At 73.3% G+C, this 21,261-nt stretch carries 14 protein-coding genes; 11 read left to right on the forward strand and 3 right to left on the reverse strand.

What is annotated here, in order from left to right:
• The first annotated feature begins 28 nt into the window (after positions 1–28).
• From ACIRBY_RS27720 to ACIRBY_RS27735, 4 genes are all read left to right on the forward strand, one after another.
• A complete protein-coding gene (locus tag ACIRBY_RS27720) occupies positions 29–310 on the forward strand; it encodes an acylphosphatase (protein ID WP_403905334.1) in 282 nt (93 codons plus the stop codon).
• A gap of 367 nt (positions 311–677) precedes the next feature.
• On the forward strand, positions 678–893 hold the full coding sequence (locus ACIRBY_RS27725) for a hypothetical protein (RefSeq protein WP_042810367.1): 216 nt from the start codon (positions 678–680) through the stop codon (positions 891–893).
• A 238-nt stretch (positions 894–1,131) separates the two neighbouring features.
• Positions 1,132–4,923 carry an AAA family ATPase gene (locus ACIRBY_RS27730; protein ID WP_403905336.1) on the forward strand — a complete coding sequence of 1,264 codons (3,792 nt, stop codon included), beginning with the start codon at positions 1,132–1,134 and terminating at the stop codon, positions 4,921–4,923.
• A gap of 182 nt (positions 4,924–5,105) precedes the next feature.
• Positions 5,106–6,536 carry a sugar porter family MFS transporter gene (locus tag ACIRBY_RS27735; protein WP_403905338.1) on the forward strand — a complete coding sequence of 477 codons (1,431 nt, stop codon included), beginning with the start codon at positions 5,106–5,108 and terminating at the stop codon, positions 6,534–6,536.
• 43 nt (positions 6,537–6,579) lie between these two features.
• On the opposite strand, the gene ACIRBY_RS27740 is transcribed toward ACIRBY_RS27735, so the two are convergent.
• Together ACIRBY_RS27740 and ACIRBY_RS27745 are read right to left on the reverse strand one after the other, a co-directional pair.
• The gene (locus ACIRBY_RS27740) at positions 6,580–7,566 is read right to left on the reverse strand and encodes an LLM class flavin-dependent oxidoreductase (protein ID WP_403905342.1); all 987 of its coding nucleotides are present in this window, start codon (positions 7,564–7,566) and stop codon (positions 6,580–6,582) included.
• Between the two features lie 60 nt (positions 7,567–7,626).
• Positions 7,627–9,084: a cytosine permease gene (locus ACIRBY_RS27745; RefSeq protein WP_403905345.1), complete on the reverse strand. Its 1,458-nt coding sequence runs from the start codon at positions 9,082–9,084 to the stop codon at positions 7,627–7,629.
• A 144-nt stretch (positions 9,085–9,228) separates the two neighbouring features.
• On the opposite strand from ACIRBY_RS27745, the gene ftsY reads away from it, so the two are divergent.
• Positions 9,229–10,446: a signal recognition particle-docking protein FtsY gene (gene ftsY, locus ACIRBY_RS27750; protein ID WP_403905348.1), complete on the forward strand. Its 1,218-nt coding sequence runs from the start codon at positions 9,229–9,231 to the stop codon at positions 10,444–10,446.
• A gap of 120 nt (positions 10,447–10,566) precedes the next feature.
• Here the strand turns inward: ftsY and ACIRBY_RS27755 are convergent, their stop codons facing one another.
• Complete coding sequence (locus ACIRBY_RS27755) at positions 10,567–11,235, reverse strand: bifunctional DNA primase/polymerase (RefSeq protein ID WP_403905578.1); 669 nt, start codon at positions 11,233–11,235, stop codon at positions 10,567–10,569.
• A gap of 406 nt (positions 11,236–11,641) precedes the next feature.
• Between ACIRBY_RS27755 and ACIRBY_RS27760 the strand changes: the two genes are divergently transcribed.
• The 6 genes from ACIRBY_RS27760 to ftsH all read left to right on the forward strand — a co-directional run bounded on the left by ACIRBY_RS27760 (position 11,642) and on the right by ftsH (position 21,261).
• Positions 11,642–13,123: a hypothetical protein gene (locus ACIRBY_RS27760; protein ID WP_403905351.1), complete on the forward strand. Its 1,482-nt coding sequence runs from the start codon at positions 11,642–11,644 to the stop codon at positions 13,121–13,123.
• A gap of 263 nt (positions 13,124–13,386) precedes the next feature.
• On the forward strand, positions 13,387–14,733 hold the full coding sequence (locus ACIRBY_RS27765; RefSeq protein WP_403905353.1) for an ammonium transporter: 1,347 nt from the start codon (positions 13,387–13,389) through the stop codon (positions 14,731–14,733).
• On the forward strand, positions 14,730–15,068 hold the full coding sequence (locus tag ACIRBY_RS27770) for a P-II family nitrogen regulator (protein ID WP_042811392.1): 339 nt from the start codon (positions 14,730–14,732) through the stop codon (positions 15,066–15,068). The genes ACIRBY_RS27765 and ACIRBY_RS27770 overlap by 4 nt, the downstream gene beginning before the upstream one ends.
• A 17-nt stretch (positions 15,069–15,085) precedes the next feature.
• A complete protein-coding gene (locus ACIRBY_RS27775) occupies positions 15,086–17,518 on the forward strand; it encodes a [protein-PII] uridylyltransferase (protein ID WP_403905356.1) in 2,433 nt (810 codons plus the stop codon).
• A gap of 103 nt (positions 17,519–17,621) precedes the next feature.
• A complete protein-coding gene (gene ffh / locus ACIRBY_RS27780) occupies positions 17,622–19,199 on the forward strand; it encodes a signal recognition particle protein (protein ID WP_403905359.1) in 1,578 nt (525 codons plus the stop codon).
• A 130-nt stretch (positions 19,200–19,329) separates the two neighbouring features.
• The gene (gene ftsH / locus ACIRBY_RS27785) at positions 19,330–21,261 is read left to right on the forward strand and encodes an ATP-dependent zinc metalloprotease FtsH (protein WP_403905362.1); all 1,932 of its coding nucleotides are present in this window, start codon (positions 19,330–19,332) and stop codon (positions 21,259–21,261) included.

Genomic DNA, 21,261 nt, shown 5'->3' on the forward strand with positions numbered 1-21,261 from the left:
GGAGCCCCGGCACGGTTAGCGTTCTTGCATGAATGAAGATGTCCGCATGACCGCCTGGGTGCGCGGCCGTGTACAGGGAGTGGGCTTCCGCTGGTTCACCAGGGCCAATGCTCTGGAGATCGGCGGGCTGGCCGGCTTCGCGCTCAACCTCGACGACGGCCGGGTGCAGGTGGTGGCCGAAGGTCAACGTGAGAATTGCCACCGGCTGCTCGACTGGCTCCGCGACGGCGACACGCCCGGAAGGGTGGACGGGGTCACGGAGATCTGGGGCACACCGCGCGGCGGCTACGGCGGGTTCGAGATCCGGTGACCTATCGAACGATCATGGACTGATCAGATCCCGAGACCGGCCACACCCGGTCGGAACTGCGCATTCGCCGTCGACCCGTTGCCGTCGGCGGCGAACCGTGGAAGGCTCGGAGACGAGGATGATCTCCACGCCCCCAGTGAGGGCCGGGATGCCCGCCGATACGGGGCGTGATCGTGTTGACCGTCAAACTTTTTGGTGAGACGCTGGAAGCCCCGCGCACCTGAGCTGTTTGGCAGTGCTGGCAGTAGGCAGCGTCAGCAAAAGAACGAGTGCAGTGACTGACAGTCGCTGTCGGACATCCGCGGGTGCGATTCCCTCACGACCCACACCGCTTCGGTCGGTCACTCAGTGTGGAGGACCATCCATCATGGCAAAGGCGCTTCTCGGTTACGTCGGCGGCTCCGACCCGCGACTCCTCGCCGAGATGCGACGGCTTCAGCAGCGCGTCCAGGACCTCGAGTCCGAGCTCGGACGGATCCAGTCCGAGAACGACGCCCTGACCGCGGCCGCCGCTCAGCACGGGGACTCGCTGCTCGGCAGCATGGACCTCGACGTATCCCAGGCGGAGCCTGCGCTCACCTGATCAGCGACTCACCCGTCGTCGACTCCTGACCCGCACGATCTGCAAGGGACGCTCCGGCGTCCCTTCTTTCTTGCCGCGTTCCGCTCTTTCTTGCCGCGTTCCGCCCCGCGGCGGTCCGACCGCCGGGCCCGGTGGGCCACCGGCGCACTGGGCCAGGTGGGGGACTCGTTCCTGTGAGGTCTGATCCGCCCTGCACCTTCATGGGTGAAACCGGACGTGAAAGGTAGAGTCCGGCGGCGTGCACCTCAAGTCCCTCACCCTGCGCGGCTTCAAGTCCTTCGCCTCCGCCACCACCCTCCGCTTCGAGCCGGGCATCACCTGCGTCGTGGGCCCCAACGGCTCCGGCAAGTCCAACGTGGTGGACGCACTGTCCTGGGTCATGGGGGAGCAGGGGGCCAAGTCCCTGCGCGGCGGCAAGATGGAGGACGTCATCTTCGCCGGGACGACCGGCCGCCCGCCGCTGGGCCGCGCCGAGGTCTCCCTCACCATCGACAACTCCGACGGCGCCCTCCCCATCGAGTACGCCGAGGTCACCCTCACGCGGATCATGTTCCGCGGCGGCAGCAGCGAGTACCAGATCAACGGGGACACCTGCCGGCTCCTCGACATCCAGGAACTCCTCTCCGACTCCGGCATCGGCCGCGAGATGCACGTCATCGTCGGACAGGGCCGGCTCGACTCGGTCCTGCACGCCGACCCGGTGGGCCGCCGCGCCTTCATCGAGGAGGCCGCCGGCGTGCTGAAGCACCGCAAGCGCAAGGAGAAGGCGCTGCGCAAGCTCGACGCGATGCAGGCCAACCTCGCACGGGTGCAGGACCTGACCGACGAGCTGCGCCGCCAGCTCAAGCCCCTGGGACGGCAGGCGGCGGTGGCCCGGCGGGCGGCCGTGATCCAGGCGGACCTGCGGGACGCGCGGCTGCGGCTGCTCGCCGACGACCTGGTCGCACTGCGCGCCGCGCTCGACGCGGAGATCGCCGACGAGGCCGCCCTCAAGGAGCGCAAGGAGTCCGCCGAGCGGGACCTCGCGGAGGCGCTGCGCCGCGAGGCCGGGCTGGAGGAATCGGTACGGCGCCTCGCGCCCCGGCTCCAGCGGGCCCAGCAGACCTGGCACGAGCTCGCCCGGCTGGCCGAGCGGGTGCGCGGGACCGAATCGCTGGCGCAGGAGCGGGTCAGGAGCGCGTCGGCACCGGTGGAGGAGGAGCGGCGGGGCCGCGACCCCGAGGACATGGAGCGGGAGGCCGCGCGGATCCGGGAGCAGGAGGCGGAGCTGACGGCCGCGCTCGATGCCTCCGAACGGGCCCTGGAGGACACGGCCGCGCACCGGGCCGAGCTGGAGCGGTCCCTCGCCGAGGAGGAGCGGCGGCTGCGGGACGCCGCGCGGGCCGTGGCCGACCGGCGCGAGGAGCTGGCCCGGCTGACCGGGCGACTGGGCGCGGCCCGCTCCCGGGCGGGGGCCGCCCGGGCGGAGATCGACCGGCTCGTGGCGGCCCGGGACGCGGCGCGGTCCCGGGCCGAGGAGGCCCGCGAGGAGTACGAGGCGCTGGCCGAGGAGGTCGGCGGGCTGGAGGACCCCTCCTCGCAGGAGGGGGAGTACGAGGCGGCGCGGGCCGGACTGGCGCAGGCCGAGGCCGATCTGGCGGCTGCCCGGGAGGCGCGGACCTCCGCGGAACGCTCCCGCGCGGCCGTCTCGGCGCGGCGCGACGCGCTCGCGCTGGGGCTGCGGCGCAAGGACGGCACCGGGGCGCTGCTCGCGGTGCGGGAGCGGTTGGCGGGGGTGCTGGGGCCGGCGGCGGAGCGGGTGTCGGTGGAGGCGGGTTACGAGGCCGCGGTGGCCGCGGCGCTCGGCTCCGCCGCGGACGCGGTGGCCGTGGCCTCCACGGGTGCGGCGGCCGGCGCCATCCGGCACCTGAGGCGGTCCGACGCCGGCCGCGCCACGTTCCTGATCACCCCGCCCGCCGCCCGGGACTCCGCCGCGGCTCCGGGCTCGGCCCCGGCCGTCGGCCCGGCCCCCGGGCAGGTGCCGGGGCAGGGTCCGGGGCCCGGGGCGACGGTCCCGGGCGGGGCCGGGGTGCCCGGGCGGGGCCCGGCCGGGGGAGGGTTCCCCCACCCCGCCGCCTCCCCGGATCAGGCCGCCTCCCGGGCGGGGGTCCGGGTCGGGCCGGGTGTCGCGCCGGCCGTGGGGGCGGACGCCGTGCCGGCCGCCGGCGGGGTCGCGGAGGCTCCGGCCGGGTACCGGGAGGCCGCCGGGCTGGTGCGCGGGGACGCCGAGGTGCTGCGGGCCCTGGCGTGGGTGCTGCGCGGGCACGTGGTCGTCGGGACGCTGGAGGAGGCCGAGGCCCTGGTCGCCGCGCACCCCGGGCTGGTCGCCGTGACCGCCGACGGGGACGTGCTCGGGGCCCGCCTCGCGCACGGCGGCTCCGCCGGGGCGCCCAGCCTCATCGAGGTGCAGGCCGCCGTGGACGAGGCGGGCGCCGAGCTGGAGCGGCTGGACCGGGAGTGCGGCGAGCTGGCCGGTGCGGAGGAGGACGCCCGGACGCGGCGGTCCGCCGCCGCCGCGCGCGTCGAGGAGCTCGGCGAGCTGCGACGGGCCGGGGAACAGGCCCGGGCCGGGGTCGCGCAGCAGCTCGGCCGGCTGGCCGGGCAGGCGAAGGCGGCCCTCGGGGAGGCCGAGCGCGGCGCGCTGGCGGTGACCACCGCCGAGGAGGCGCAGGAGCGCGCCCGGACCGAGGTGGAGGAGTGCGCGCAGCGGCTCGCGGCCGTGGAGGAGATGCCGGTCGCGGAGGACCCCGACACCTCCGCGCGGGACCGCCTCGCCGCCGACGGGGCCAACGCGCGGCAGACCGAGATGGAGGCCCGGCTCCAGCTGCGCACCCACGAGGAGCGGGTCAAGGGCCTGGCCGGCCGGGCGGACGCGCTCGACCGCGGGGCCGGGGCCGAGCGCGAGGCACGGGCGCGCGCCGAGCGGCGCCGGCAGCGGATGCGGCACGAGGCCGGTGTCGCCCGGGCCGTCGCCGACGGGGCCCGCCAGCTGCTGGCGCACCTGGAGGTGTCCGCCGGCCGCGCGGAGCAGGAGCGGACGGCCGCCGAGCAGGCCAAGGGGCTGCGCGAGCGGGAGCTCGGCGAGGCCCGCGGCCGGGGCCGCGACCTCAAGGGCGAGCTCGACAAGCTCACCGACTCCGTACACCGGGGCGAGGTGCTCGGCGCGGAGAAGCGGCTGCGCATCGAGCAGCTGGAGACCCGCGCCCTGGAGGAGCTCGGCGTGGAGCCGGCCGCGCTGGTGGCGGAGTACGGCCCCGACCAGCCGGTGCCCCCGTCCCCGCCCGCCGACGGCGAGGTGCTTCCGGAGGACCCGGACCACCCCCGCAACCGGCCCGGCCCCTTCGACCGGGCCCGGCAGGAGAAGCGACTCAAGGCCGCCGAGCGCGCCTACCAGCAGCTCGGCAAGGTCAACCCGCTGGCGCTGGAGGAGTTCGCGGCCCTGGAGGAGCGCCACCGGTTCCTCAGCGAGCAACTGGGGGACCTGAGGAAGACGCGTGCCGACCTCCTTCAAGTGGTGAAGGAGGTGGACCAGCGGGTCGAGCAGGTCTTCACGGAGGCCTACCGGGACACCGCCCGCGAGTTCGAGGGCGTGTTCTCGCGGCTGTTCCCCGGTGGCGAGGGCCGCCTCGTGCTCACCGACCCCGAGGACATGCTGGCCACCGGCGTGGACGTGGAGGCGCGCCCGCCGGGCAAGAAGGTCAAGCGGCTGTCCCTGCTGTCCGGCGGCGAGCGGTCCCTGACGGCCGTGGCGCTTCTGGTCTCCATCTTCAAGGCGCGGCCCAGCCCGTTCTACGTGATGGACGAGGTCGAGGCCGCCCTGGACGACACCAACCTCCAGCGGCTGATCCGGATCATGGAGGAGCTCCAGGAGAGCTCGCAGCTGATCGTCATCACCCACCAGAAGCGGACCATGGAGGTCGCGGACGCCCTCTACGGCGTCTCGATGCAGGGCGACGGGGTCTCGAAGGTGATCAGCCAGCGGCTCCGCTAAAGGTTGATCATTTAAGAAATGAAGTCAACGTTGCCATTTAGAAGGTAACCCGACCTTCACACGGGCTATTGACTTCAGGAAATGAACACATAAGCTCTGGGCTGTCTCCCGGCTCCGGGTGGTGCCCGATCTTGACCTGTGCGCCACTAGGAGAACGGACAGAACCCCCCACGGAGCACACCTTGACCAGCAGCACAGCGAAGCCGGCGTCGGGCGGCGCGAACGCGCCCCACCCCGACCACCTCGGCCACGTCATCTTCATCGCCGCGGCCGCCGCGATGGGCGGCTTCCTCTTCGGATACGACAGCTCCGTGATCAACGGTGCCGTCGTCGCCATCCGCGAACGCTTCGACGTCGGCCCGGCCGTGCTCGCCCAGGTGATCGCCGCCGCACTGATCGGCTGCGCCATCGGCGCCGCCACCGCGGGCCGGCTCGCCGACCGGCTCGGCCGCATCCGCTGCATGCAGATCGCCGCCGTCCTCTTCACCGCGAGCGCCATCGGCTCGGCCCTGCCCTTCGCCCTCTGGGACCTCGCCGTCTGGCGCGTGATCGGCGGCTTCGGCATCGGCATGGCCTCCGTCATCGGCCCCGCCTACATCGCGGAGGTCTCCCCGGCCGCCTACCGCGGCCGGCTCGCCTCCTTCCAGCAGGCCGCCATCGTCATCGGCATCGCCGTCTCGCAGCTGGTCAACTGGGGCATCCTCAACCTCGCCGACGGCGACCAGCGCGGCGTGATCGGCGGCCTCGAGGCCTGGCAGTGGATGCTCGGCGTGATGGTCGTCCCCGCCGTGCTCTACGGACTGATGTCCTTCGTCATCCCGGAGTCCCCGCGCTTCCTGGTCTCCGTCGGCCGCAACGCCGAGGCCCGCAAGGTGCTCGCCGAGGTCGAGGGCTCCCACGTCGACCTCGACGCGCGCGTCGCCGAGATCGAGACGGCCATGCACTCCGAGCACAAGTCCACCTTCAAGGACCTGCTCGGCGGCCGCTTCGGCCTGCTGCCCATCGTCTGGATCGGCATCGGCCTCTCGGTCTTCCAGCAGCTCGTCGGCATCAACGTGATCTTCTACTACAGCTCCTCGCTGTGGCAGTCCGTCGGCATCGACCCGACCAGCTCGTTCCTGTACTCCTTCACCACGTCGATCATCAACATCATCGGCACCGTGATCGCGATGATCTTCGTCGACCGGCTCGGCCGCAAGCCGCTCGCGCTGATCGGCTCGGTGGGCATGGCGATCTCCCTGGGCCTGTGCGCGTGGGCGTTCTCGTACAAGACCGAGACCGGCGGTGAGATCTCCATGCCCGAGACCCAGGGCACGGTCGCGCTGATCGCCGCGCACTCCTTCGTCCTCTTCTTCGCCCTGTCCTGGGGCGTGGTGGTCTGGGTGCTGCTCGGCGAGATGTTCCCCAACCGCATCCGGGCCGCCGCGCTCGGCGTGGCCGCCTCGGCCCAGTGGATCGCCAACTGGGTGATCACGGTCACCTTCCCGTCCCTGGCCGCCTGGAACCTCTCCGGCGCCTACGTCATCTACACGGTCTTCGCCGTGCTCTCAATCCCCTTCATCCTCAAGTGGGTGCCGGAGACCAAGGGCAAGGCGTTGGAGGAGATGGGGTAACCACCCCCGCCACCACCCCTCTCCTCCGCGGTGCTGCCCCGGCTCAGTCCCTGAGCCGGGGCAGCACCCGTTCGCACAGCAGCCGCAGGCTGCGCCACCCCTCCTCCAGGGGCATCCCGCCGCAGAGCGGGTGCAGCACCAGGTTCCCCGCCTCGCCCGCCTCCCGGGCGAAGTCCACCGCCTCCTGCGGCGAGAGGATCCGGTAGACCCCCTCGGCCCGCAGCTCCCCGACCGTGCGGGCGCCGGAGCGGACGGCCGAGCGGATGTCCTTGGACTGCCAGGCGGCGTACGCCCCGGCCTCGTGCAGGAAGTGCCTGCCGTACTGCGCCCACGCCCGGTCGGGGTCCTCCGCGATGTGCAGCAGCGGGGTCCGCTCCGCCGGCATCATGCAGAAGCCCTCGGTGCCGTACTCGGCGAGCCGCTCCCGGTAGTACTCCTCCAGCTCCGGCAGGTGGGCGCTGGGGAAGAAGGGCAGGCCCAGCCGGGCCGCCCGCCGCGCCGCCGCCTTCGAGCTCCCGCCCACCAGCAGCATCGGGTGCGGCCGCGTGAAGGGCACCGGGGTCACCTTCACCGTGCGGCCGCGGAACTCGAAGGGCTCGCCGGTCCAGGCCTTGAGCAGGGTCTCCAGCAGCTCGTCCTGGAGCCGGCCGCGCCGCCCCCACTCCACCCCGTGCTGCTCGTACTCCTCGGGCCGGTAGCCGATGCCCGCCACCGTCACCAGCCGCCCGCCGCCGATCAGGTCCAGGACGGCGATGTCCTCGGCCACCCTCAGCGGGTCGTGCAGGGGGCCGATGATCGCCGAGACCGTGACCGCGATCCGCCGGGTGGCGCCGAGCACCGCGCCGGCGAACGCGAAGGGGGAGGGCAGCCAGTGGTTGTCCGTGCCGTGGTGCTCCTCGGTCTGGACCGTGTCGATCCCGTGCCCGTCGGCGTAGCGGGCCATCTCCACCGCCGCCTGGTAGCGGGCGGCGAGGCTCTCGGGCGTGCCGTTCGGGTCGACGAGGTTGAAGCGGGCCACGGTGACGGGCATGGAGGGGTTCCCTTCGCCGGATGCGGTCGGTCGGGCGAAGGGAGGCTAGCTGACGGAACGTCAGCTGGACAGGGTTCCGGCGGGCTCGCGGCCGTCGGCGGGCTCCGGGTCCGCCGGGGCGGGGGCGGGGTCGCGCGGCAGGACGGCGTACAGCGCGGCGGAGGTGAGGATGCCGGCCACCCAGCCCAGCCCGTTCTCCCCGATCCAGGTCCCGGCGAGCGGCCCGGTGAACCAGTCCACCTTCGTGAACAGCGTGCCCACCACCAGGGCCAGCCCCCAGGCCGTCATCGCCTGCCAGGCGAAGCCGCCCCGGTACCAGTAGGCGCTGGTGGGGGTGGTGTCCAGCAGGGCGGCGCCGTCGTAGGAGGTCCGGCGCAGCATGTCCACGCCGAAGACCCCGATCCATGCCGAGAAGGCCACGGCCAGCAGGGTCAGGAAGGAGATGAAGGAGCCGAAGAAGCTGGTCGCGACCACCATCAGCAGGAAGCCGAAGACCAGGCTGATGACCGCGTTGACGCTGACCGCCCAGGCGCGCGGCACCTTGATGCCGAGGGTCTGCGCGGTGAAGCCGGCGGAGTACATCGACATGGAGTTGATCAGCAGCATGCCGAGGAGGGCGATCAGCAGGTACGGCACCGCGATCCAGGTCGGCAGCAGCTCGCCGATGAAGGAGACCGGGTCCTGCGCACTGGCCAGGTCCGGGGTGCCGACGGCCATCACCGCGCCCATCAGCACCATCGGCAGCACGACCACGCCGGCGCCGCCGACCGTCGCCCCGACCACGCCCTTGGTGGAGGCCGTACGGGGCAGGTAGCGGGTGAAGTCGGGGCCGGACGGCACCCAGCTGATGCCGCCGGCCGCGATGGTGCCGATGCCCGCGATCATCATCGCCGTGGAGCCGGCCGGCTTGCCGAGGACGGCGGACCAGTCGGTGGTGAAGACCAGGTAGCCGAGCACGAGGACGCTGAAGGCGCCGAAGAGGTACGTCGACCAGGTCGAGCAGACCCGCAGCGCGTTGATCCCGAGCCCGGACACCACGAAGGTGCAGCCCACGAAGAACAGCAGGGTGACGACGATCAGGGCGGTGTTGCCCTTCACGCCGAAGAGGAGGTCCAGGACGGTCAGCACGGCGTAGGCGCCGCTGACCGCGTTGATCGTCTCCCAGCCCCAGCGGGCCACCCAGATCAGCGCCCCCGGGAAGAGGTTGCCGCGCTGGCCGAAGACGGCCCGCGAGAGCGCCATGCCGGGGGCGCCGCCGCGCTGGCCGGCGATCGAGATCAGCCCGACGAGCCCGTACGAGACGACCGGCGCGGCCACCGCGACGACCAGCACCTGCCAGATGTTGAGCCGGTTGAAGATGACCAGCCCCGCACCCATGGTGAGCAGCAGCACGCTGATGTTCGCGGCGACCCAGGTGGGCACGAGCTCGCGGACCCGGCCGCCGCGCTCGCCGTCCGGTACGGGCTCCAGACCCCGGGTCTCGACGGCGCCGTCGGCGGCGGTCTGTTCGGCAGGCATGCGTACTCCGTGGAAGCGTGGCTGGGGACAATCCGCCCATCATCGTAGATGTGACGTTAAGACCACAAATGGCGGATCGCTGCCGGGTGGGAACGTCCAAGGTCCGGGGCCCGGGGCGCGCCGTGGCCGATACTGGGGGACGTTATGGAAATCCTGATCCTTGCTGTAGTCATCGCCCTGGTCGCGGTCGGCGTGATCAGCGGGCTCGTGGTCAGCAGCCGCAAGAAGAAGCAGCTGCCCCCCACGGCGCCGCCGAGCACGCCGACCATCACTGCCCCGCCTGCCGAACCGCAGGTGGGGGAGGACGCCGTAGAGACGGCGGAAGAGCCGCGCCGCACCATCGAGGAGGTCGTGCTCCCGGAGGCGGGGGCCGAGGCTCCGGTCGAGGCGCCGGCTGCGGAGCCCGAGGCCCCGGCCGCGCCCGAGATCGAGGTGCCCGAGCCGACGGCCGGCCGCCTGGTCCGGCTGCGCGCCCGGCTCGCCCGTTCGCAGAACTCCCTCGGCAAGGGCCTGCTCACGCTGCTCTCGCGCGAGCACCTCGACGAGGACACCTGGGAGGAGATCGAGGAGACCCTCCTCATCGCCGACGTCGGCGTCGCGCCCACCCAGGAGCTGGTGGAGCGGCTGCGCGAGCGGGTCAAGGTGCTGGGCACCCGGACCCCCGCCGAGCTGCGCGCCCTGCTGAAGGAGGAGCTGGTCGCCCTCGTCGGCACCGACTTCGACCGTGCCGTGAAGACCGAGAGCGGCGTCGACACCCCGGCGGTCGTGATGGTCGTCGGCGTCAACGGCACCGGCAAGACCACCACCACCGGCAAGCTGGCCCGGGTGCTCGTCGCCGACGGCCGCAGCGTGGTCCTCGGCGCCGCCGACACCTTCCGCGCCGCCGCCGCCGACCAGCTCCAGACCTGGGGCGAGCGCGTCGGCGCCCGTACCGTGCGCGGCCCCGAGGGCGGCGACCCCGCCTCGATCGCCTTCGACGCGGTCAAGGAGGGCATCGCAGAGGGCGCGGACGTCGTGCTCATCGACACCGCCGGCCGCCTGCACACCAAGACCGGCCTCATGGACGAGCTCGGCAAGGTCAAGCGCGTCGTGGAGAAGCACGGCCCGCTGGACGAGGTCCTGCTGGTCCTCGACGCCACCACCGGCCAGAACGGCCTGACCCAGGCGCGCGTGTTCGCCGAGGTCGTGGACATCACCGGCATCGTGCTGACCAAGCTCGACGGCACCGCCAAGGGCGGCATCGTCGTCGCCGTCCAGCGCGAGCTGGGCGTCCCGGTCAAGCTCGTCGGCCTCGGCGAGGGCGCGGACGACCTGGCCCCCTTCGAGCCCGAGGCGTTCGTGGACGCCCTGATCGGCGACTGAGCGGCCCGGCCCGCCCCGCAGACGAGTGCCCCCGCGCCCCGGTGTTCCGGGCGCGGGGGCACTGCTCTGTGCGGGGGCGCGGGCTGAGGCGGCGCGGGCCGCGGGGGCGCGGGCGCGGGGTCAGCGGCGGAAGCGGTGGCACGTGTACGCGAGGGTGCCCAGCAGCAGCCGCGCCTGCGGGGGCCCGCCCGCGCAGTCCAGGGCGGGCGGGCGCAGCCAGACGGCCGGGCCGAGGCCCGCGTGGTCGCAGGGCGGGGCCGTCAGGAAGGTGCCGTGGCCCAGGGCGCGCAGGTCCAGGTCCGCGTCGTCCCAGCCCATCCGGTACAGCAGCTCGGGCAGCTCGGCCGCCGCGCCGGGGGCCACGAAGAACTGCGCCCGGCCGTCCGGGGTCGCCGTCACCGGCCCCAGCGGCAGGCCCATCCGCTCCATGCGGACCAGGGCGCGCCGCCCGGCCTCGGCGGAGACCTCGATCACGTCGAAGGCGCGGCCGACCGGGAGCAGGATCGCCGCGCCCGGGTACTCGCCCCAGATCCCGGCGACCTCGTCCAGGGTGGCCCCGCCCGGGACGGTCGGGGCGAAGTCCAGCGGATGCGCCCCCGGGGCGGGGCAGTCCGCGCGGCCGCAGGAGCAGGCGCGGGCCGGAGCCGCGGCGCGGGCGCCGGGGACCGCGTCCCAGCCCCAGAGGCCGGTGTACTCCGCCACCGTCGTGCACTCCGAGGTACGGCCGCGGCGCCGGACGCCGGAACGGAATTCCTTGGTGCCGCGGCTGCCGCCGATCGTGAAGCCCATGCCCATGCCCCCTCCAACGGGTTGGACGCGCCGGTGGTTACGACGTCGGCGAGACCTGTCGGGGGTCGGGCGGAGCGCACTGTCCACCGGGGCTGCCCGGCGCACTCCTCGCCGCGCGCGCCCCCGGTGCGCTCCCGTCCAACCGTTCCGTTTCGCCTTCCTGTCAAGTGAATCGCGCCTGGCCGGTGGCGAGTTCATTCGAAGGGGTGGCGAATGGTGGCGTTTCTGGAATCGACCTCGCCGACGGGGTGATCGTAGGATTACTTTCGGTTCACGAACCCCGGAGGCGGGCCCATCCGTGGGTATGCCGGAGGCAATGTGTGGAGGACCTGTGAAGGTCCCAGGCGGCAGGGGCCGCCCCGGCCAGGGTTTCGTGTGAAGAGGCGATCCGGATGGGGGCGTTCCAGTGGGCGGCAGCGGCGCAAGCGGAACGAGTGGCGAGGCGGCCGGCCGCAACGAACAGCTGACCTCGTGGTTCGTCCGCAGCGGCTGGTCCAAGGGCGAGCTCGCCCGTCAGGTCAACCGCCGGGCCCGCCAGATGGGCGCGCACCACATCAGCACCGACACCTCCCGCGTGCGCCGCTGGCTCGACGGCGAGCAGCCCCGCGAACCCGTGCCGCGCATCCTCTCGGAGCTCTTCTCCGAGCGCTTCGGCGCCGTCGTCGCCATCGAGCAGCTCGGCCTGCGCAGCGCCCACCAGACCCCCTCCGTCTCCGGCGTCGACCTGCCCTGGGCGGGCCCCCAGACCGTGGAGCTGCTCAGCGAGTTCTCCCGCAGCGACCTGATGCTGGCCCGCCGCGGCTTCCTCGGGACCTCCCTCGCCCTCTCCGCCGGCCCCGCGCTCATCGAGCCCATGCAGCGCTGGCTCGTCCCGATGCCGGCCGCCGACCCCGTGCCGCGCGACGGGGGAGCCCCGTCCGGCCACCGGCCGCCCCGCCTCTCCGAACCCGAGCTCGACCTCCTCGAGGCCACCACCGTGATGTTCCGCCAGTGGGACGCCCAGTGCGGCGGCGGACTGCGCCGCAAGGCCGTCGTCGGGCAGCTGCACGAGGTCACCGACCTGCTCCAGGAGAACCACCCTGCCCCCGTCATGAAGCGGCTCTTCAAGGTCGCCGCCGAACTCGCGGAACTCGCCGGCTGGATGAGCTACGACATCGGTCTGCACCCCACCGCCCAGAAGTACTTCGTCCTCGCGCTGCACGCCGCGAAGGAGGCCGGGGACAAGCCGCTGGGCTCGTACATCCTCTCCAACATGAGCCGCCAGATGATCCACCTCGGCCGCCCCGAGGACGCCCTGGAGCTCATCCACCTCGCCCAGTACGGCAGCCGCGACTGCGCCGGGCCGCGCACCCAGGCCATGCTCTACGCGATGGAGGCCCGCGCCTACGCCAACATGGGCCAGCCCAGCCGCTGCAAGAGGGCCGTGCGCATGGCCGAGGACACCTTCGGCGACGTCGGGCTCGGCGGCGAACCGGAACCCGACTGGATCGGCTTCTTCTCCGAGGCCGAACTCAACGGCGAGAACTCCCACTCCTACCGGGACCTGGCCTACGTCGCCGGACGCAGCCCCACCTACGCCTCCCTCGCCGAACCCGTGATGGAGAAGGCCGTCGAGCTCTTCGCCAAGGACGAGGTCCACCAGCGCTCCTACGCCCTCAACCTCATCGGCATGGCCACCGTCCACCTGCTCCAGCGCGAACCCGAGCAGGCGACCGTCCTCGTCGACCAGGCCCTGGACGTGGCGCGAAAGGTGCGCTCCGAACGGGTGAACACCCGGCTCCGCAAGACCGTGGACACCGCCGCCCGTGAATACGGCGACGTCGCCGAGGTGGTCCGGCTGACCGACCTCCTCGCCTCCCGCCTCCCCGAGGCCGCCGAGGCCGTCTGAGCCGCCCCCGCGGCCCGGGCGCGCGCCCGACGCGCGCCGAAGCCCCGCCTGACCCTCACATGACACGGACCGGACCCTTACCTCACCGGTTCATTCACGCGTAACACGCCCGACCTCTTCGTCATCGGAGCGAAACACCGAGCGGCGCCGCCGGAAACCGGCCTGCGCGAACCTCAGGGCCAATAACCGGCCAGACCCTGCGCCGCCGCTCAGGTACCCCACGATCGCCCGCACGCGACCGTACCGACGACGAGGAGACGCCGATGGCACCAGCCATCACGACCCTCGCAGCAGACGCCCCGACCCTGTCTGCCGCGAACACCGGGTTCATGCTCATCTGCTCCGCCCTGGTCATGCTGATGACCCCGGGACTCGCCTTCTTCTACGGAGGCATGGTCCGCGTCAAGAGCAGCCTCAACATGCTGATGATGAGCTTCGTCAGCCTCGGGATCGTCACGATCCTGTGGGTGCTCTTCGGCTTCAGCCTCGCCTTCGGCACCGACTCCGGCTCCGTCATCGGCTGGAACTCCGACTACGTCGGCCTCAGCGGCATCGGCATCACCGAGCTCTGGGACGGCTACACCATCCCCGTCTACGTCTTCGCCGTCTTCCAGCTGATGTTCGCGGTCATCACCCCCGCCCTGATCAGCGGCGCCCTCGCCGACCGCGTCAAGTTCAGCGCCTGGGTGCTCTTCACCGCCCTGTGGGTCACCGTCGTCTACTTCCCCGTCGCCCACTGGGTGTGGGGCGCCGGCGGCTGGCTCTTCGAGCTCGGCGTCATCGACTTCGCCGGCGGCACCGCCGTCCACATCAACGCCGGCGCCGCCGCCTTCGGCGTCATCCTGGTCATCGGCAAGCGCGTCGGCTTCAAGAAGGACCCGATGCGCCCGCACAGCCTCCCCCTCGTGATGCTCGGCGCCGGCCTGCTCTGGTTCGGCTGGTTCGGCTTCAACGCCGGATCCTGGCTCGGCAACGACGACGGCGTCGGCGCCGTCATGTTCGTCAACACCCAGGTCGCCACCGCCGCCGCCATGCTCGCCTGGCTCGGCTACGAGAAGCTGCGCCACGGCTCCTTCACCACCCTCGGCGCCGCCTCCGGCGCGGTCGCCGGCCTCGTCGCCATCACCCCCGCCGGCGGCTGCGTCAGCCCGCTCGGCGCGATCGCCGTCGGCGCCATCGCCGGCGTGCTGTGCGCCATGGCCGTCGGCCTCAAGTACAGGTTCGGCTACGACGACTCCCTCGACGTCGTCGGCGTCCACCTCGTGGGCGGCGTCGCGGGCTCCCTCCTCGTCGGCCTCTTCGCCACCGGCGGCGTCCAGTCCGACGCCAAGGGCCTCTTCTACGGCGGCGGCTTCGAGCAGCTCGGCAAGCAGGCCGTCGGCGTCTTCTCCGTCCTCGCCTACTCCCTCGTCGTATCGGCGATCATGGCCTTCCTCCTCGACAAGACCATCGGGATGCGGGTCGCCGAGGACGTCGAGGTCTCCGGCATCGACCAGGCCGAGCACGCCGAGACCGCCTACGACTTCAGCGGCGCCGGCGGCGGGATCTCCGCACGCAGCACCGCCTCCCCCGCCCCCGTGGCCGCAGCCAGCAAGAAGGTCGACGCATGAAGCTGATCACCGCGATCGTCAAGCCCTACAAGCTCGACGACATCAAGGAGGCCCTCCACGCCTTCGGCATCCAGGGCCTGACCGTCTCGGAGGCCAGCGGGTACGGCCGCCAGCGCGGCCACACCGAGGTCTACCGCGGCGCCGAGTACACCGTGGACCTCGTACCGAAGATCCGCATCGAGGTCCTCGCCGACGACGACGAGGCCGAGGAGCTCATCAACGTCATCGTCAGCGCCGCACGCACCGAGAAGATCGGCGACGGCAAGGTGTGGAGCGTCCCCGTGGACTCGGTCGTCCGGGTCCGCACCGGCGAGCGCGGCGCCGACGCCCTCTAGCGGACGGGAGCCCCCGGGTGACGAGCGCCGAAGCGACCACGCAGGACCCCACCGGCTCGGGACCCGGCGGATACGCCGCGGCCCGGCTGCGACTCCTCGGGGAGGAGTCGCGGTCCGGGCCGTCACGGCGCTCCGCCCTCTCCGCCCTGACCGACCAGTGGCTCGGGGACGGGTTCACGACCGCCGCGCAGGAGGCCGGCGTACGGGGCGCGGCCCTGGTCGCCGTCGGCGGCTACGGCCGCGGGGAACTCTCCCCGCGCAGCGACCTCGACCTCCTCCTGCTCCACGACGGCAAGGCCCGCCCGCGGGCGCTGGCCGCCCTCGCCGACCGCCTCTGGTACCCCGTCTGGGACCTCGGGCTGGCCCTCGACCACTCCGTACGGACCCCCGCCGAGGCCCGCAAGGTCGCCGCCGAGGACCTCAAGGCCCACCTCGGGCTGCTCGACGCCCGGCTCGTCGCGGGCGACGCCGGACTCCTCGCCGGACTGCGCACCTCGGTGCTCGCCGACTGGCGCAACCAGGCCCCCCGGCGGCTGCCCCAGCTGCACGCCCTGTGCCGGGAGCGCGCCGAACGGGCCGGGGAGCTGCGGTTCCTGCTGGAGCCCGACCTCAAGGAGGCGCGCGGCGGGATCCGGGACGCCACCGCCCTGCGGGCCGTCGCCGCGTCCTGGCTGGCCGACGCCCCCCGCGAGGGGCTCGACGGGGCCCGGCGCCGGCTGCTGGACGCGCGGGACGCCCTGCACCTGGTCACCGGCCGCGCCACCGACCGGCTCGCCCTCCAGGAACAGCCCCAGGTCGCCGCCCGGCTGGGGCTCCTCGACGCGGACGCCCTGCTGCGCGAGGTGTACGAGGCCGCCCGGGTCGTCGCCTACGCGGGCGACGTCACCTGGCGGGAGGTCGGACGGGTCCTGCGGGCCCGGGCCGCCCGGCCCCGCCTGCGCGGGCTGCTGGGCACCCGGGGCGCGGCGGCCGCCGCCGAACGGGCGCCGCTGGCCGACGGGGTCGTGGAGTCCGACGGGGAGGCCGTCCTGGCGCTCGCCGCCCGGCCCGAACGGGACCCCGTCCTGCCCCTGCGGTTCGGCGCGGCCGCCGCCCAGGCCGGGCTGCCCGTCTCGCTGCACGCCGTCCGCCGTCTCGCGGCCCAGGCCCGGCCGCTGCCCGTGCCCTGGCCCGCCGAGGCGCGGGAGCAGCTGCTGACCCTGCTGGGCGCGGGAGAGCCGATGGTGGGGGTGTGGGAGGCGCTGGAGGCCGAGGGCCTGATCAGCCGCCTGCTGCCGGACTGGGAGCGGGTGCGCTGCCGCCCCCAGCACAACCCCGTGCACACCTGGACGGTGGACCGGCACCTGATCGAGACGGCCGTCCGGGCCTCGGCGCTGACCCGCCGGGTCGGCCGGCCCGACCTGCTGCTCATGGCGGCCCTCCTGCACGACATCGGCAAGGGCTGGCCCGGCGACCACTCCGTCGTCGGCGAGACCATCGCCCGCGACACGGCCGCACGGGTCGGCTTCGACGCCGAGGACACCGCCGTCCTGGGCACGCTCGTACGCCACCACCTGCTGCTGGTGGACACCGCCACCCGGCGGGACCTCGACGACCCCGCCACCGTCACCGCGGTGGCGCGCGCCGTCGGCTCGACCGCCACCCTGGAGGTCCTGCACGCCCTGACCGAGGCCGACGCCCTGGCGACCGGCCCGGCCGCCTGGAGCACCTGGCGCGGCTCCCTGGTGGCCGACCTGGTGCGCCGGGTCGCCGCCGTGCTGAGCGGGGCCCCGGCGGCAGACCCGCAGCCGGAGCGGCCCACCGCGGAGCAGGAGCGCCTGGCCCTGGAGGCGCTGCGCACCGGGGAGCCGGTGCTCACCCTGCACGCCCGGCAGGAGGAGGACGACGCCGTCGGGGTCGAGCTGGCCGTGGCGGTCCCGGACCGGCCCGGCGTGCTCCCGGCCGTGTCCGGGGTGCTGGCGCTGCACCGGCTGACGGTGCGGGCGGCGGACCTGCGCTTCCTGGAGCTGCCCGACCACCTGGGCGAGGTGCTGGTGCTGCGCTGGCGGGTGGCGGCGGAGTACGGGACGCTGCCGCAGGCGCCCCGGCTGCGGACCGACCTGGTACGGGCGCTGGACGGCTCGCTGGACGTCCCGGCCAAGCTGGCCGCCCGCGAGGCGGCCTACCCGCGCCGGCGCGGGGTGGTCCCCCCGCCGCCCCGCGTCACCGTGGTGCCGGACGCCTCCCCCCTGGCCACCGTCCTGGAGGTCCGCGCCCCCGACGCCGTGGGCCTGCTGCACCGCGTCGGCCGCGCCCTGGAGGAGGGGGGCGTCCGGGTGCGCAGCGCCCACGTCTCCACGCTGGGCGCGAACGCCGTGGACACCGTCTACGTGGTCGACCCGGACGGCAAGCCCCTCCCGCCGGCGGAGGCGGCAGCCCTGGCCGACCGGATCCAGTCGGCCCTGTCGTAGCCGCTGCGCGCAGCGGGACCCCGGCCCCGCCCCCGGGGGGTGGCGGGGCCGGATACCCTGGGGGACGACCACCACGCCCCCGACCCGAGGAATCGCGACCACCGTGTTCGATACGCTTTCCGACCGCCTCAGCGCGACCTTCAAGTCCCTCCGGGGCAAAGGCCGCCTCTCCGAGCAGGACATCGACGCTGCGGCGCGGGAAATCCGTATCGCCCTCCTCGAGGCCGACGTCGCGCTCCCGGTCGTCCGCTCCTTCATCGCGAACGTCAAGGAAAGGGCCCGCGGCGAGGAGGTCAGCAAGGCGCTGAACCCCGGCCAGCAGGTCCTCAAGATCGTCAACGACGAGCTGGTCTCCATCCTCGGTGGAGAGACCCGCCGCCTGCGGTTCGCCAAGACCGCGCCCACCGTGATCATGCTGGCCGGTCTCCAGGGTGCCGGTAAGACCACCCTCGCCGGAAAGCTCGGCCTCTGGCTCAAGGGGCAGGGCCACTCCCCGCTCCTCGTCGCCTGCGACCTCCAGCGCCCCAACGCCGTCAACCAGCTCAGCGTCGTCGCCGAGCGGGCCGGCGTGGCCGTCTACGCCCCCGCCCCCGGCAACGGCGTCGGCGACCCGGTCCAGGTCGCCAAGGACTCGATCGAGTACGCGCGCACCAAGCAGTACGACATCGTCATCGTCGACACCGCCGGCCGCCTCGGCATCGACGCCGAGCTGATGCAGCAGGCCGCGGACATCCGCGACGCCGTCAGCCCCGACGAGATCCTCTTCGTCGTCGACGCCATGATCGGCCAGGACGCGGTCAACACCGCCGAGGCCTTCCGCGACGGCGTCGGCTTCGACGGCGTCGTGCTCTCCAAGCTCGACGGCGACGCCCGCGGCGGTGCCGCGCTCTCCATCGCGCACGTCACCGGCAAGCAGATCATGTTCGCCTCGAACGGCGAGAAGCTCGACGACTTCGACGCCTTCCACCCGGACCGCATGGCGGGCCGGATCCTCGACATGGGTGACATGCTCACCCTCATCGAGCAGGCCGAGAAGACCTTCTCGCAGGCCGAGGCCGAGAAGATGGCGGCCAAGCTCGCCAAGGGCCCCAAGGAGTTCACGCTCGACGACTTCCTGGCCCAGATGGAGCAGGTCCGCAAGATGGGCTCCATCTCCAAGCTCCTCGGCATGCTGCCGGGCATGGGGCAGATCAAGGAACAGATCAACAACATCGACGAGCGCGACGTGGACCGCACCGCCGCGATCATCAAGTCGATGACCCCGGCCGAGCGCCAGGACCCGACGATCATCAACGGCTCGCGCCGCGCCCGTATCGCCAAGGGCTCCGGCGTCGAGGTCAGCGCCGTCAAGAACCTCGTCGAGCGCTTCTTCGACGCCCGCAAGATGATGTCCCGCATGGCCCAAGGCGGCGGCATGCCGGGCATGCCCGGCATCCCCGGGATGGGCGGAGGCCCCGGCCGGCAGAAGAAGCAGGTCAAGCAGGCCAAGGGCAAGCGCAAGAGCGGCAACCCGATGAAGCGCAGGGAAGAGGAGGCCGCGGCTGCGGCCCGGCGCGAGCAGGGCGGCGCCCAGCCCGCCCTCCCCGCCGCCGGCGGCAACCCGTTCGGGCTCCCGGCGGGCGGCGGGCAGCCCGGCCAGGACTTCGACCTGCCGGACGAGTTCAAGAAGTTCATGAAGTAGCGGTCCGTACGGCGAAGGGCCCCGTGGTGCACGCACCGCGGGGCCCTTCCCCTTGCCCTTCCGCTGGGCGGGCACGGGGGTGCCGCTTCGCTTAGGGTCGGCCGGGAGGACGGCATAAGGAGGCGCCCCCGTGCCCAGCCCCACCCCCGTACCGCCGCGCGACCGGGCCGACACCCCCTGGCGCTCGGAGGGCGCCCCGCCCGGCCCGCCGCCCCGCAGGAGGCCGCCCGGCGGCTGGCGCGGGCTGATCCTCGCCGCCCTGATCGTCTACCTGATCGCCAACGTCGTGCTGTCCTTCTTCAACGAGGGCGACGGGCCGACGATCTCGTACACCGAGTTCAGCAAGCAGGTCGCCGACGGCAACGTCGAGAAGATCTACTCCAAGGGCGACGCCATCCAGGGCGAGCTGAAGACCAAGCAGCCCGTCCCCGGCGGCGAGGGCGACTACACCAAGTTCGTCACCCAGCGCCCCGCCTTCGCCGACGACCAGCTGTGGGCCGGCCTCACCTCCAAGGGGGTCACCGTCACCGCCTCCCCGGTGGTCGAGCAGCGCAGCTTCCTGGCCAACCTGCTGTTCTCCCTCGCCCCGATGCTGATCCTGGTGGCCCTGTGGCTGCTCATCGCCCGCCGGATGGGCTCCGCCCTCGGCGGGCCCGGCGGCTTCGGCCGCAAGGCGCCGCCCAGGCCCGTCGAACTGGAGGGCGCCCGACGCACCACCTTCGAGGACGTGGCCGGCATCGACGAGGTCAAGGGCGAGCTCAGCGAGGTCGTGGACTTCCTGAAGAACCCCGCGCAGTACCGCCGGCTGGGCGCCCGCATGCCCGGCGGCGTGCTGCTGGCCGGCCCGCCCGGCACCGGCAAGACCCTGCTGGCCCGCGCCGTCGCGGGCGAGGCCGGGGTGCCGTTCTTCTCCGCGTCCGCCTCCGAGTTCATCGAGATGATCGTCGGCGTCGGCGCCTCCCGGGTGCGCGAGCTCTTCGCCGAGGCCCGCAAGGTGGCCCCGGCGATCATCTTCATCGACGAGATCGACACCATCGGGCGGGTCCGCGGCGGCTCCGCCGCCATGGGCGGCCACGACGAGCGCGAGCAGACCCTCAACCAGATCCTCACCGAGATGGACGGCTTCTCCGGCTCCGAGGGCGTGGTCGTGGTGGCCGCCACCAACCGCGCCGACGTCCTCGACCCCGCCCTGACCCGCCCCGGCCGCTTCGACCGCACGGTCGTCGTCGCCCCGCCCGACAAGGCCGGCCGCGAGGCGATCCTGCGCATCCACACCCGCGAGATCCCCCTCGCGGCCGGCGTCGACCTGGCCCAGGTGGCCCGCACCACCCCCGGCATGACCGGCGCCGAGCTCGCCAACCTCGCCAACGAGGCCGCCCTGCTGGCCGTCAGGCGCCGGCAGGACGCGGTCACCCAGGCCGACCTCTCCGACGCCCTGGAGAAGGTCCAGCTGGGCGCCGAGCGCCCCCTCGTGATGCCGGAGGAGGAACGCCGCCGCACGGCCTACCACGAGAGCGGCCACGCCTTGCTCGGCATGCTCCAGCCGGGCGCCGACCCCGTACGCAAGATCACCATCGTGCCGCGCGGCCGCGCGCTCGGCGTCACCTTCTCCACCCCCGACGCCGACCGCTACGCGTACACCGAGCCCTACCTGCGGGGCCGGATCATCGGCGCGCTCGGGGGCATGGCCGCCGAGCACGTGGTCTACGACGTCATCACCACGGGCGCCGAGAGCGACCTCGAACAGGTCACCAACATCGCCCGCGGCATGGTCGGCCGCTGGGGCATGAGCGAGCGCGTCGGCCGCCTGACCGCGATCCCGTCCGACGGCCAGGGCCCGTACGGCCTGACCGCCGCCCCCGCCACCCTCGACGCCGTGGACCACGAGATGCGGCGGATCGTGGACGAGTGCTACGCGGAGGCCTGCCGCCTGCTGGCCGAGCACCGCCCCAGGCTCGACGCCCTGGCGGAGGCCCTGCTGGCGGCCGAGACCCTCGACGAGCACGCCGCGTACGAGGCGGCCGGCATCCCCCGGACCTCCAAGGACCACGGCACGCGGTGA

It is taken from the genome of Streptomyces sp. NPDC096136 (assembly GCF_044763325.1).
Lineage (GTDB): Bacteria > Actinomycetota > Actinomycetes > Streptomycetales > Streptomycetaceae > Streptomyces.

What these genes read in the sequence shown, in the direction of transcription:
- ACIRBY_RS27765 (WP_403905353.1), top strand. Translation starts at nt 13,387, where the DNA reads ATGGCACCAGCCATCACGACCCTCGCAGCAGACGCCCCGACCCTGTCT.
- ACIRBY_RS27745 (WP_403905345.1), bottom strand. Translation starts at nt 9,084, where the DNA reads ATGCCTGCCGAACAGACCGCCGCCGACGGCGCCGTCGAGACCCGGGGT.
- ACIRBY_RS27755 (WP_403905578.1), bottom strand. Translation starts at nt 11,235, where the DNA reads ATGGGCTTCACGATCGGCGGCAGCCGCGGCACCAAGGAATTCCGTTCC.
- ACIRBY_RS27725 (WP_042810367.1), top strand. Translation starts at nt 678, where the DNA reads ATGGCAAAGGCGCTTCTCGGTTACGTCGGCGGCTCCGACCCGCGACTC.
- ftsY (WP_403905348.1), top strand. Translation starts at nt 9,229, where the DNA reads ATGGAAATCCTGATCCTTGCTGTAGTCATCGCCCTGGTCGCGGTCGGC.
- ACIRBY_RS27770 (WP_042811392.1), top strand. Translation starts at nt 14,730, where the DNA reads ATGAAGCTGATCACCGCGATCGTCAAGCCCTACAAGCTCGACGACATC.
- ACIRBY_RS27720 (WP_403905334.1), top strand. Translation starts at nt 29, where the DNA reads ATGAATGAAGATGTCCGCATGACCGCCTGGGTGCGCGGCCGTGTACAG.
- ACIRBY_RS27740 (WP_403905342.1), bottom strand. Translation starts at nt 7,566, where the DNA reads ATGCCCGTCACCGTGGCCCGCTTCAACCTCGTCGACCCGAACGGCACG.